Origin of the sequence: Bacillus sp. VT 712 (assembly GCF_001614195.1) — a bacterium.
Classification (GTDB): Bacteria; Bacillota; Bacilli; order Bacillales; family Bacillaceae_H; genus Priestia; species Priestia flexa.
The window spans coordinates 114620-127520 of the sequence record NZ_LWBK01000010.1 but is presented as its reverse complement, the minus strand read 5'-3'; the positions used below and the strand labels follow the sequence as shown (position 1 = coordinate 127520).

At 37.9% G+C, this 12901-nt stretch carries 14 protein-coding genes; 11 read left to right on the top strand and 3 right to left on the bottom strand.

Annotated elements, in window-relative coordinates; all coding sequences use genetic code 11:
• The first annotated feature begins 48 nt into the window (after positions 1-48).
• From A2U94_RS06760 to A2U94_RS06750, 3 genes are all read left to right on the top strand, one after another.
• Positions 49-1125 (top strand): AI-2E family transporter, encoded by a 1077-nt coding sequence (locus tag A2U94_RS06760; RefSeq protein ID WP_025908881.1) that lies wholly within the window; start codon positions 49-51, stop codon positions 1123-1125.
• Positions 1126-1302: 177 nt separating this feature from the next.
• Positions 1303-2157: a bifunctional methylenetetrahydrofolate dehydrogenase/methenyltetrahydrofolate cyclohydrolase FolD gene (gene folD / locus A2U94_RS06755; RefSeq protein ID WP_025908880.1), complete on the top strand. Its 855-nt coding sequence runs from the start codon at positions 1303-1305 to the stop codon at positions 2155-2157.
• Positions 2158-2556: 399 nt separating this feature from the next.
• The gene (locus A2U94_RS06750; protein WP_226373004.1) at positions 2557-3168 is read left to right on the top strand and encodes a DUF3298 and DUF4163 domain-containing protein; all 612 of its coding nucleotides are present in this window, start codon (positions 2557-2559) and stop codon (positions 3166-3168) included.
• A 2-nt stretch (positions 3169-3170) separates the two neighbouring features.
• Here the strand turns inward: A2U94_RS06750 and A2U94_RS06745 are convergent, their stop codons facing one another.
• Positions 3171-3437 (bottom strand): hypothetical protein, encoded by a 267-nt coding sequence (locus A2U94_RS06745; protein ID WP_062954487.1) that lies wholly within the window; start codon positions 3435-3437, stop codon positions 3171-3173.
• Between the two features lie 148 nt (positions 3438-3585).
• Between A2U94_RS06745 and A2U94_RS06740 the strand changes: the two genes are divergently transcribed.
• The 8 genes from A2U94_RS06740 (at position 3586) to A2U94_RS06705 (ending at position 11571) form a co-directional block, all read left to right on the top strand.
• Entirely contained in the window at positions 3586-3822 is a 237-nt protein-coding gene (locus A2U94_RS06740) for a YuzF family protein (protein WP_025908877.1), read from the top strand.
• 150 nt (positions 3823-3972) lie between these two features.
• Positions 3973-4869 carry a manganese catalase family protein gene (locus A2U94_RS06735; RefSeq protein ID WP_061786399.1) on the top strand — a complete coding sequence of 299 codons (897 nt, stop codon included), beginning with the start codon at positions 3973-3975 and terminating at the stop codon, positions 4867-4869.
• 126 nt (positions 4870-4995) lie between these two features.
• On the top strand, positions 4996-7200 hold the full coding sequence (locus A2U94_RS06730; RefSeq protein ID WP_025908875.1) for an ArnT family glycosyltransferase: 2205 nt from the start codon (positions 4996-4998) through the stop codon (positions 7198-7200).
• Positions 7201-8163, top strand: coding sequence for a glycosyltransferase family 2 protein (locus A2U94_RS06725; protein ID WP_025908874.1), 963 nt, complete (start codon positions 7201-7203; stop codon positions 8161-8163).
• On the top strand, positions 8156-8569 hold the full coding sequence (locus tag A2U94_RS06720; protein ID WP_025908873.1) for a GtrA family protein: 414 nt from the start codon (positions 8156-8158) through the stop codon (positions 8567-8569). Before A2U94_RS06725 ends, A2U94_RS06720 begins: the two co-directional genes overlap by 8 nt.
• The gene (galU, locus tag A2U94_RS06715; RefSeq protein WP_025908872.1) at positions 8559-9443 is read left to right on the top strand and encodes a UTP--glucose-1-phosphate uridylyltransferase GalU; all 885 of its coding nucleotides are present in this window, start codon (positions 8559-8561) and stop codon (positions 9441-9443) included. The genes A2U94_RS06720 and galU overlap by 11 nt, the downstream gene beginning before the upstream one ends.
• A gap of 84 nt (positions 9444-9527) precedes the next feature.
• Entirely contained in the window at positions 9528-10205 is a 678-nt protein-coding gene (locus A2U94_RS06710; protein WP_025908871.1) for a response regulator transcription factor, read from the top strand.
• A gap of 1 nt (position 10206) precedes the next feature.
• Positions 10207-11571 (top strand): sensor histidine kinase, encoded by a 1365-nt coding sequence (locus tag A2U94_RS06705; protein WP_025908870.1) that lies wholly within the window; start codon positions 10207-10209, stop codon positions 11569-11571.
• A gap of 26 nt (positions 11572-11597) precedes the next feature.
• Here A2U94_RS06705 and A2U94_RS06700 read toward each other — a convergent pair whose 3' ends face one another.
• Together A2U94_RS06700 and A2U94_RS06695 are read right to left on the bottom strand one after the other, a co-directional pair.
• Complete coding sequence (locus A2U94_RS06700; protein WP_025908869.1) at positions 11598-12002, bottom strand: GNAT family N-acetyltransferase; 405 nt, start codon at positions 12000-12002, stop codon at positions 11598-11600.
• A gap of 299 nt (positions 12003-12301) precedes the next feature.
• Positions 12302-12850: a YhcN/YlaJ family sporulation lipoprotein gene (locus A2U94_RS06695; RefSeq protein ID WP_025908868.1), complete on the bottom strand. Its 549-nt coding sequence runs from the start codon at positions 12848-12850 to the stop codon at positions 12302-12304.
• Positions 12851-12901 lie beyond the last annotated feature (51 nt).

Here is a 12901-nt window from a genome sequence, read left to right as displayed (position 1 = left end):
AAGTTAACAAATAAATTAAGATAAAATTAGGGAGTAGATTGTGTGAAAATGCCGCGTTTCTTTAAAAGTGGATTAGGAATTTTATTATTATTATTAATTCTATTTATGCTGTCAAAAGTGCAGTATATCTTACAGCCGATTGGCGTTATGATTACAACTATATTAGCTCCGATTTTAATCGCAGGGGTTTTGTATTACTTACTTAGCCCTATTGTTCGACTGATTATGAGAGCAAAGGTCCCCAAAACATTAGCGATTCTATTTGTTTTTCTTTCATTCATTGGTTTTCTAACCGGTGGAATCGTATTTTTATATCCTATTATTCAAGAACAGCTGTTGTCCTTAGCAAATTATCTACCAACGCTCGCGAAAGACGTGATGAATTTAATTAAAGATCTCCAACATTCACCGTTCACCGCTCGCTTTGCGGAAGAAGCAACAAAGTTTGATTTAGAGCAGCGCTTGACTGATATACTTGGGAACGTGGGGGATATGGCAACGACGATTGGTACAAGTACGTTAAAGATTTTTGACGTTTTGACAAGCACAATTATTGTCATTATTACCGTTCCGTTTGTACTATTCTATATGTTAAAAGATGGAGAAAACTTACCTAAGCGCATCGTTCGTTTGACACCAAAGCGCTATCGTCATGATATCGACGGAATTTTAAGTAAGATAAATACAGGATTGAGTGCATTTATCCAAGGGCAAATTATTGTCAGTATGTTCGTTGGGGTTTGCGTTTATATTTGGTATTTATTAATTGGGTTAGATAATGCACTTGTGTTAGCGTTAATTGCATTATTTACGAATCTTATTCCGTTTATTGGACCGTTTATTGGGACTCTTCCTGGTGTCATTATGGGATTAATTCAAGATCCGTATATGGCGCTTTACGTTATTTTAGGCGTACTAATTATTCAACAAATTGAAAGTAACTTAATTTCTCCTCAAGTAATGGGAAGAAAGCTTGACGTTCATCCTGTAACCGTGATTTTGCTTTTATTAATAGCGGGTAGCGTAGCTGGATTTTTAGGATTGTTATTAGCACTGCCAACTTATACAGTGTTAAAAGTAATTGTTAGTCATATCTATGGAAGATTAATGGAAGATGACGAATAGAGCAAGCGACGTGTGTGATTTATATCATACACGTTTTTTTGTAGATATTATCCGTTTATTTTTGAATTATATATAAAAAAATAATAGTTTTTTATAAAAATGTTGAAAAAATACGAACTTTTGTGTTAGATTATTTAATATAATTCGTAGATAAAGATTTGGAAGGAGCCGTTTTACATGACAGCAACGATTATTAAAGGTAAGGAAGTAGCAGCAGAATTACGTGCCGATTTAAAAGAAGAAGTCGCACAATTAAAAGAGCAAGGTGTTGTACCAGGACTTACAGTTATCTTAGTAGGTGATAATCCAGCTTCACACTCTTATGTGAAAGCTAAGGCAAAAGCATGTGAAGAAATTGGCGTGGCATCAGAAGTAATTAAGCGTGATGTTAACATTACACAAGAAGAATTATTACAAGAAATTCAACAGCTGAATGAAAGTGAAGCTGTACATGGAATTTTAGTACAGCTGCCATTACCAAATCATATTGATGAAAAAGCTGTGTTAAACGCGATTTCTCCTAAAAAAGATGTAGACGGTTTTCACCCTGTAAGTGTTGGAAATATGGTGATTGGAGACGAGTGCTATCTCCCATGTACACCACACGGAATCATTGAGCTAATCAAGCGTTCAGGTGAAGAGATTTCAGGTAAACATGCAGTTGTAATTGGTCGCAGCAACATTGTTGGAAAGCCGGTTGCTATGCTTCTTCTTCAAGAAAATGCAACGGTAACGATTGCTCATTCACGCACAAAAGACCTATCAGCAATGATCAAGCAAGCTGATATTTTAGTGTCTGCTGTTGGTCGACCACGCTTAGTGAAAGCAGAAGACTTAAAGCCAGGTGCTATCGTTATTGACGTTGGGAACACGATGGAAAATGGAAAGCTTGTTGGTGATATTGATTATGAACCAGCAAAAGAAGTAGCAGGGTATATTACACCAGTACCAGGCGGTGTTGGTCCAATGACGATTACGATGCTATTGAAAAATACAGTTGATGCAGCGAAAACAATTAACAATTTAAAGTGAAACCCTAGACACAAGAAAGAGACTGAGACATAAGTAGTTCAGCCTCTACTATACCTGAACGATTGAGAGTTCATAACTTTTAATCGTTCAAGTTTTTTTGGTTGATTGTGAAAACAATGTTGGAAACAGGGTGGAATGGAGCGTAGGACACTCGACTCCTGCGGGAAAGAGAGGGAAAACGGAGATCCCGCAGCGCAGCGAGGAAGCTCAGGTTCCTCCCCGCGGAAAGCGAGTGGCCGTAGCGCAATGGAACGAACGTGTTGAGACAAATCAAAGAGATGGGAACAGCTAGTGTTCGTCTTTTAGAAGCAATCATTTTGTTATGTCCCAAACTCTTTCTTGTTGTCGTATAATGATGGTGAGGAGAATACATTAAGATGTAACCAAGTGTAAAGGGAGATGAGAAAATTGATTACGCTGCCGCTTCTTGTATATTCTCAGCGCATCGTGAAACCAAAATTAGACGTGGTTTACCCGGTCATTCATGGAATGGCTAATCAAGCAGTTCAGTATAAAATGAACGCTAAGCTCTTAAAGCGAACAAACGAATTAATTGTTCAACAAGGGTACGGAAAAAACCCTGATACGACCGAAACAGGATACTATGAATTGAAAAACAATCAGCGTGATGTGCTGAGCTTAACGCTCATAAACTATGCTTTTTCAGGTGGTGCACATGGATTAACCGTTGTCGTACCTATCACCTTTAATACAAAGAATGGAAAGGTATATAAACTAAAGGATTTATTTAAGCCTGACAGCAATTATGTTAAACGCTTATCTGAGCTCGTGGAGAATCAGATTAAAGAACGAGACATTATGGTTCTCGGAGAATATACGGGAATTAACCCAAATCAAGACTTTTATATTGCCGATAAGTCGCTTATGTTATTTTATCAGCTCTATGATTTAGCACCGTATGCATATGGGATTCCTTACTTTCCTATTTCTATTTATGATATTCAAGATATAATCGCAGACGAAGGGCCTCTTGGTCAAATGTTTGGATAAAGTTATAAAAAATTTCGGTGAGGACGAACATAGCGCTTTACTTCTGCAGTTAACAGCTGACGAAGCGATTTATTTGATACGGCACTTGCAATATCTTTTACTACAGGAAATACCCCAATGGAAGTAACGTGCACGCGTACATCTCCTTCAAAAAGTATGTCCCCCGCTTTTGTTTTAATCTTTGTGAAAACAACAGCTTCTTTTGTCTCAGGTTTGTCTATTGGATAAGAGTCTTTAATATGAAATCGAAATGCATAATCTTCGCTCATAAATAGCCTGCCTTTTTTCATTTTTGTTTTATTATATTCACTAGAACCAAGCCATGTAAAGCATAAGTGTGTACGTTAATAAATGTTCATATTTGAAAGAATGATGCATACATTAAAACGACAATAGAAAAAAGGAGACGATAAACGGATGACTTATGAACAAGACGAGCGTAATTATGAAGCGCCTTATATGGTAACTCAAGTCGATCCTTATGTATTTGCGACTCTTGAATCAGTCAAGGGGAAAGAAGTAGTTATTGAAACCGTACGTGGAAACATACGTGGAAAAGTTAAGGATGTTAAAATTGATCACGTTGTCATTCAATCAAAAGATTCTAGCTTCTTTGTACGTATTCAACAAATTGTGTGGATTATGCCTGAATAATAAGCAGAAAAAATGCGCCTCAATTGTTAGATGGTTTAACGGTTGAGGTGCATAGTTTTTGTGTAAAAGTTCATTTGGCGAATGAGACAACCTTGTCACTTCATACATCTTAATGAATGGAATTTTTTAGAGAGAGTGGAGGAATGCGCTATGTTTAAGCGGATTGATAAATTATTAATTGATTTACCAGAGTCGAAAAATCCAGATCCGAACGCAGCTGCTGCTGTACAAGAGCTATTAGGTGGTAAGTTTGGAGAGATGTCCACGCTAAACAACTATATGTATCAGTCATTTAATTTTCGTACAAAGAAAAAGCTGCGCCCATTTTATGATTTAGTTGCGAGCATTACAGCAGAAGAGTTTGGGCATGTAGAACTCGTATCCAATACAATTAATCTTATGTTAGAAGGATCTACGTTTCCAGGTGATCCAGACATTACGCCAATGCAGGATGCAAAGGATGTGCGCAATACCCAGCATTTTATTGCCACTGCGCAAACAGCTTATCCATTCGACTCTATGGGAAAAGCTTGGACAGGAGAAAATGTCTTTAATAGTGGAAATTTAATTCTGGATTTATTGCACAATTTCTTTTTGGAGTGTGGGGCAAGAACCCATAAAATGAGGGTATACCAAATGACAGATAACCCAGTTGCTCGTGAAATGATTGGATATTTATTAGTTCGTGGTGGGGTTCACGTTGTGGCATATGCTAAAGCGTTAGAAATCGCAACCGGTGTGGATGTTACAAAACTAGTGCCAATTCCAAATTTGAGTAACAAATCGTTCGATGCTGCTAGAAAATATGAAGACCAAGGTGTTCATCGCCGTCTCTATACATTTAGTGATGCTGATTATATGGGAATTGCGAAGATTTGGAAAGGTACGCACCCAGAAGATGGTGGGAAGCTAGAAGTCATTGAAGGAACGCCTAAAGGTGGGAAAATTCCAGACTTAGAAGAGGTAACTGAAGAGTTTGCTCCTGGAATCGGTCCAGATGAGTTCGCAGAGATTGCCAAACGATTGCAGCGTAACGCAGGGTTATAGTGGTAAGCAGGTGTAGATTACACCTGCTTTTTTTTTGTACCTAAATAGTTAATCTAAGAAGAATGTTCATAATCAGTTCATATTCGTTTATTACACTAGCCTTACAATCAATAAGGGAGTGAAAGAATGAATAGAAAAAAGAAAAAAATTGATAAATGGTTAGTGTGGATTTTAACACTAGCTGTAGCCTTAAACTTTACGAATATATGGGAAGATGAATATGTCAACCAGTATTACACCTCAGCTGTCAAAAGCATGATGCAAAATTTGCATAACTTCTTTTTTGCATCGTTTGACCCAGCGGGGTTCGTAACGGTGGATAAGCCGCCCGTTGCGTTTTGGATTCAAACGATTAGTGCTAAGATTTTTGGATTTCACGGTTGGAGTGTGATTTTGCCTCAAGCGTTAGCAGGAGTAGGGTCAGTTATTCTGCTGTACGTCATGATAAAAAAAGTATTTGGTGTAGCTGCGGGGCGAATAGCTGCGCTAACCATGGCTATAACGCCAATTGTTCCAGCCGTTAGTCGAACCAACAACATCGATAGTTTACTTGTTTTTACCTTATTATTAGCAACGTGGATGCTGTTTAAAGCGATAACCATAAAAAAACATCGCTGGCTGTTTCTAGCGTTTGTGCTCATTGGTGTTGGATTTAATATGAAAATGATGCAAGCTTATATGGTTTTACCAGCATTTTATTTATTTTACTGGCTATCAGCAAAGATTGACTGGAAGAAAAAAATCAGCTTATTATCTGGAGCGACAGTACTACTAATTGTTGTATCGCTTTCATGGGCAACAATTGTTGACTTAATTCCAGAAGATAAAAGGCCTTATATTGGAAGTAGTGAAACAAACTCAGTATTAGAGCTAGCGCTCGGTTACAACGGTATTTCGCGTTTGACAGGAGAGATGTCTGGTGGGGGTAGCCCCCAAGGAAGCCGTGGACAAAATGAAGAACAAGGTGAGCATCTGATACCTCCAAGCGGTGATAAGCAAGATGAATTAGCATTAGAAAATGAAGGGATGCAAGGTGGAGGAAATACAACTGATTCAAGTGACAATGAAAATCAGCAAAACTCAAACTTAGATAGTGGACAAGACTCAAATTTTAGAAATGCACCAGGCGGACAATCCCCTCCACAGATGGACGGAGATAACAATGACCCTGGTGGAGGAAACGCTGGAAGATTTAATACAGGAACGCCTGGCATGTTTCGATTAATTCAAGATGGACTTGCAGATCAGATTAGCTGGTTTTTACCATTAGCGATTGTGAGCATTATCAGTTTGTTGGGAGGGGCAAGAGTAAAAGAAACCCTAAGCACGAAAGTTCTTCATACTGTATTTTGGTTAGCGTGGTTAGTACCAGTAGCTGTGTTCTTTAGCATTGCAGGATTTTTCCATCAGTATTACCTCATCATGCTAGCACCGCCGTTAGCAGCAGTAATAGGAGCAGGACTCCCAGTTTTATGGAAGGCATATCGTGGCCTCGAAGGGTGGAAGTCATGGCTGTTGCCGGTAGGTATTGCATTAACAGCTGGGTTGCAGGTTAGCATTATGCTACCGGATCGTGAAACAATCGGTCTTGCATCTATCTTGGCTGTGGGGATTATCGGAATTACATTGGCTTTAGCACTTGGGAGTATGAAACAGCGATCAGCAATCAATACGTATATGATGACAGCAGCACTTATTGTGCTTGTGATTGGTCCACTTTACTGGGCAATGACACCAATTCTTTATGGTGGAAACAGCATGCTTCCAGAAGCGGGTCCAACGTCTTCGCAAGATGAACAGCTACCTCAAATGGATGATATGGCATTTCCAGGTGATGAACAAGACGTCTCAATAAACAATAACAATCAAGTAGATACGAATGAAGCACCTAATGATGAAAAGAGTTCTACCAATAGAGAGAAGAGGAATGACGGTCGTGGAATGAATGGACAGATTAACCAATCTCTTCTTACGTTCCTTGAAAAGAATCGCAACGGAACAAAGTACCTATTTGCTACGCTCGATTCCACAGCGGCAGCACCGTATATCATTGAAACGGGCGAAGCCGTAATGACGATGGGAGGTTTTTCAGGGGCTGATTCCATTTTAACAGTTACAGAACTTGAAAAGCTTGTTGCAAGTGGAGATGTTCACTACTTCTTAATTGGAAATCGAGGAATGGGTGGAAACTCTGACATTATTAGCTGGATTCAGGAGAACGGCACAGAGATTCCTTCCGAAGAATGGAAAGAAAATGAGAATAGCCAACAAGATGGACCTGGTGGAGGGGCTTCACAACTCTATTATGTTGATGTGAAAGGAGAAGAATAAATGAGTGCAATTAAATATTCCATTGTCATTCCTGTTTATAACGAAGAAGAGGTTATTCATACAACTTACCATCGTTTAACAGAAGTGATGAAGTCCACAGGAGAAGCGTATGAGCTTCTCTTCGTGAACGACGGTAGCCGCGATAAAACAGCAGATATTTTAATTCAATATAGTCAACAAGACTCGTCAGTTATGCTGTTAGATTTTGCACGTAACTTTGGTCATCAAATTGCAATTACTGCTGGCATGGATTATGCCAAGGGAGATGCGGTGGTAGTCATTGATGCAGATTTACAAGACCCACCTGAATTGATTCTCCAAATGATTGATAAATGGAAGCAAGGTTACGACGTAGTCTATGCGAAGCGTACAAAGAGAAAAGGAGAATCGTATTTTAAAAAGCATACCGCTGCCATGTTTTACCGATTACTGCGCTCAATGACTGATATTGAAATCCCTCTAGACACGGGAGATTTTCGCTTGCTAGATCGTAAAGTATGCGATCAAATGAAGCTATTACAAGAAAAGAATCGATTTGTCAGAGGTCTTGTCAGTTGGGTTGGGTTTAAGCAAATTGCCTTGGAGTATGAACGAGATGAACGAGCAGCTGGGGAATCAAAATATCCGCTGAAAAAGATGCTGAAATTATCGCTTGATGGCCTTACTTCCTTTTCATATAAGCCTTTAAAACTAGCAACTTATACTGGCGTAGCATTATCTTTTATCGGCTTTGTCTATCTTATTATCGTTTTATATTTAAAGCTATTTACGGATAACACAATTGCAGGGTGGTCATCTCTTATTGTTATTCAACTGTTGTTTAGTGGCTTTACTTTGGTGATTTTAGGAATGATTGGTGAATATATTGGTCGGATTTATGACGAAGCCAAAAATCGTCCGCTTTATATTGTGAGAAAAACATACAAGCAACAGCCGATAAGAAAGTTTGCTCATCGTGAATAAAAAAGGCTTACTTGCATTTTCAAAGTTTTCATCAGTTGGTGTCTTAAACACGGTAATTGATTTAAGCGTCTACATGGTGCTCGTGTCATTTGGCATGTATTATTTAATTGCTCAGTGGATATCTTATGGAGCTGGAGTTGCAAATAGCTATACGCTAAACAGAAAATGGACGTTTCAACGAAAAGAGCCCTCAACGGTTAAGGAAGTTACTAAATTTTTAGTTGTCAATTTGGTTACATTCATTTGTAGTTCGCTTATTTTGCTGTTATGTCATGAATATGCCTCTTTCAACCTTTTTGTAAGTAAAGGGGCTGCAAGTATAGGTAGTTTAGGAATTAATTTTGTGCTAACAAATCGCTATGTGTTTACAAAAACAATGGAAGGAAGGGAACACTATGAACGTTAGAAAAGCAGTCATTCCGGTTGGAGGGTTAGGTACTAGGTTTCTACCAGTCACAAAAGCTCTTCCAAAAGAAATGCTCCCAATCGTTGATAAGCCTGCCGTGCAGTATATTGTGGAGGAAGCAGTAGAAGCGGGCATTGAAAGCATTATTTTTATTACAGGTAAGCATAAAAAAGCAATCGAAGATCATTTTGATAAGTCAGTTGAATTAGAACATCTGCTAGTAGAAAAAGGAAAGTATGAACTATTAGAAAATGTACAGCGTATTTCGAAGATGGCAAGCGTACACTATATCAGGCAGCAGGAGCCTCAAGGGCTCGGGCATGCAATCTTGTGTGCAGAGAAGTTTATTGGAGATGAACCTTTTGCAGTCTTGCTTGGTGACGATGTAATGGTAGGTGAAACGCCGGCTTTGAAGCAGCTTATAAAGGTGTATGAAGAACTGAATCAATCGGTTATTGGTGTTAAAGAAGTAAAGAAAGAAGATGTATCAAAGTATGGAATTATTAAAGCTGGGTCTGTGGTTGGGGATGTATATTCAGTTGAAGACGTGGTGGAAAAGCCAAAACCTGAGCAAGCGCCATCGAATGTAGCCATTATGGGAAGATATATCTTAACGCCTTCTATTTTTCAGTCGCTAAAAAAAATTGAAAAAGGAGTAGGAAATGAATTACAATTAACAGATGCGATAAAAGATTTATCTCAGTATGAACAGATTTTTAGTGTGCGGCTAAAAGGAAGTCGTTTCGACATTGGTGATAAGGTTGGTTACTTACAGGCAATGGTTGAAATGGCTTTAAAAAGAGAAGATTTACGGAATATATTTTTATCTTACTTGCAGCAAATTGTTCAACAAGAGCGATTGAAAACAAAGTAAGAGCATTGTTCATATTCAATTCATATTTAATTTATATAATAAAGTCACATGATAAAGGATGATAATGGACGGGGGAAATACAGCGTGATTCAAATTTTAGTAGCAGACGATGATCAGCATATTCGAGAGCTGATTTCAGTTTATCTAGAAACACAAGGATTTAAAGTGATTGAAGCAGGAGATGGAGAAGAAGCGTGGCAAAAGTTAGAAGAATTTAGAGTAGACTTGGCCGTGGTAGATATTATGATGCCTTATAAAGATGGATGGGAATTAACAAGAGAGATTAAAGAGTATTTTGATATACCCGTACTAATGGTAACGGCTAGAGGTGAAGCTCACGATAAGCTAAAAGGCTTTGATATTGGAACGGATGACTATGTTGTCAAGCCATTTAACCCTGAAGAATTAGTTGCTAGAGTGAAGGCACTTTTGAGAAGGTATCGAATTGAAGCAAGTAATATTGTTCATATTGAAAATATACGATTAGATCGTACGAAACTTGAAGTGCATGTTGGTGACTATGTTGAAAGCCTTCCTCTAAAAGAATTTGATCTTTTGTTTAAATTGGCGAGTTCACCTGGGAAAATCTTCACAAGAGACCAGCTTATCCAAAGTATTTGGGGTTTCGATTACGAAGGAGATGAACGAACTATTGATGTCCACATCAAAAGGATTCGTGAGCGCTTAAATCAAAGTGGTCTTAAGGCAAATATTGAAATTAAAACTGTTCGAGGGCTAGGGTATAAACTAGAAGGGTGTTAATGTGAAGTCAATTTATTTGAAACTGGTGCTTTCGTTTATAATAACGATTGTGTTAAGCGTTATTATTACAATTACTATTACAACACTTTTAAGTAAAGACAGGCTAGGTGATAAGCTAGAGCCGGATATGTTTCGGATGGGTGAGGAGTTCATTCAATTATACGGTGCAAATGGTTCCGATGAAGCCGCTCGTTTTTTATCGAATACATCATTTATTCACTTTTCATTTATTATTGTTGATTCCGAGTATAATAGGAGAGTATTAGGCGATCGAGGACCGACTTTGCCCATTGACAAAAGCGTTGTAGATAATGTTTTGCGGGGAGATCGGTTTTCAACGGTTGAAAGTGAACCATCCAATAAGCCAAAACCAAACATTGTGGGAATACCCTTTATTGAAAATAATCAGAAATATGCTTTATTTGTTCAGTCGCATCCTCAAAGGCAAATTTCTGTTATTCAAGACGTACAGCTTATTCAGCTCATAAGCGTGTTGTTTATTGGAATTATTTTATTTGCATACGTTTCTACGATTCTTATCAAACCAATTCAGCGATTAAGTGGAGCGATGAAAAAAGTAGGTAAGGGGGATTACTCGGTTCAAGTTGAGCATGCATCTAGCGATGAGATTGGTTTATTAACCAAAAATTTCAACCAAATGGCAAAAGAACTCAACAAAATTGAAACGATGAGACAAGAGTTTATTGCGAGCGTCTCCCATGAAATTCAATCACCGTTAACTTCTATTAAAGGTTTTTCAAAAGCCTTAAAAGATAATATTGTGAGTGAAGATAAAAAGCAGCAATATTTAACGATTATTGAAAAAGAAAGTACAAGGCTTTCACAATTAAGCTCGAATCTTTTAAAGCTAGCTTCATTAGATGCTGAGCATCATCCGTTTCATCACAAAACGTACGATTTGGATGAACAAATTCGTCATGTCATTCTGGCGTTAGAGCCACAGTGGACAGAGAAGGAACTTGAGATTGAGCTCGATTTAGAAAGAGTTAGGATTGAAGGAGATGAAGAGCTACTGGAGCAAGTATGGCTTAACTTGCTTTCAAACAGTATTAAATATACGCATCAAAGCGGCACGATTGAAGTTTCAATGGCTTCTATGAAAGAAGGTGTAACCGTTTCAGTGAAAGATACGGGAATTGGTATAGATGAAGAAGATCAAAAGTACATTTTCGAAAGCTTTTACACAGTAGATAAATCAAGGTCGCTAAAAAGTAATGGGCTGGGGCTTGCGATTTCTAAAAAAATTGTTAACTTACATGAAGGCTCGATTTCTGTTGAAAGTCGCATAAATAAAGGAAGTACGTTCACGGTATTTCTTCCCGATAAAAAGTCTCAAAGCACCTGAGTTTATACAAGTGCTTTGAGACTTTTTTAATTGGAACGAGGAATACGAAAAGCGACGTCCACTTGTTCAAAACCAATATGAGGATAGTATTCAACTGCGCTTGGTGCAGATAATAAAATAATGGCTGATTGATCAGTTGCTTCTTCTTTTATTTTATTGAGAAGTGTTTTTCCAATTCCTTTTTGTTGGTATTCTTTACACACGGCAAGATCTGATACGTAGCAGCAATAGCTAAAATCAGTTACGCAGCGAGCGATGCCAATTAGCTTTTCACCATCCCAAGCCGTAATCAGTAAATTCGCATGGTCAATCATTTTCTGGATTCGAGCCACGTCTTGGATAGGACGCTTGATACCAGAAGATGCAAAGACGCTGATTAGTTGTTGCGCATTAATAGGACAATTTCGTTTATAGGTAATGGTAGTTGTCACAATAGAACCTCCTTTTGTTACATAAAACAATACCATATTTTAACTAAAAAGAATATTCAAATTTTTAATTCCTACTTGACATATAGGTAAAGTGTAAATGATATAATACTATAGATTATTTGGAAAAATGAGATAGTTAATTTGCTGATCGCTCAACCAAAGGCTTATACTTTGTCCACAAAATATGAGTTTTTTTGATAAACCCTACTATCATAGTAACTAAAAAAGAAACCCGTTGAACAAGGGTTTCTCTTTTTTAGCACATAGCGAATGGACTTGTTACACTCAATCACTCTAATTTAACGAGCGTTAGGAAATACTCTTCGAATGGTTTCAGTAAACTCTTCAAATAACCCTTTTACTGGAGCGCCTTCATTAATTCTGTTTCCATAATCCCTCATACGCTCTACAAAGTCAGGATTAGATGATACAAATACGTCTCGAATATCTGGATCTGTCGCTCTTACTTGATCGGCAATCTTCTTTTCTAAACGATCTGTTACTTCTCCTTTTGTTCCATCACGTAAAACAACTGCCACATAGGCATTTCGGTTTGTAACAATCACAATTGCACTGTCTACTTCGTCTAATTTAGCAATGCGATCTGCAGCCTTATCAGCTACCTCTAATCGTGTCTGATTATTATCATCTACATTATTATTCTCGGTTCCATCGGGTTGGAATCCCACATCTCGTGGTCCATTGTTGCGATCATTTTCTGCCTTTTGTTCAGAAGGTTCTTCAGTTGGATCGGGCTCGGCTTCATCCTTTTTATCATTACAACCGAAAAGGAATCCTACAGATAAAATGGTGGATAGAAGGCCAAATAAATATTTTCTTTTTTTCATCTTGTCTTACTCCTTTCATTTTAACATAACATTTCTTTCGTTATTATCCGT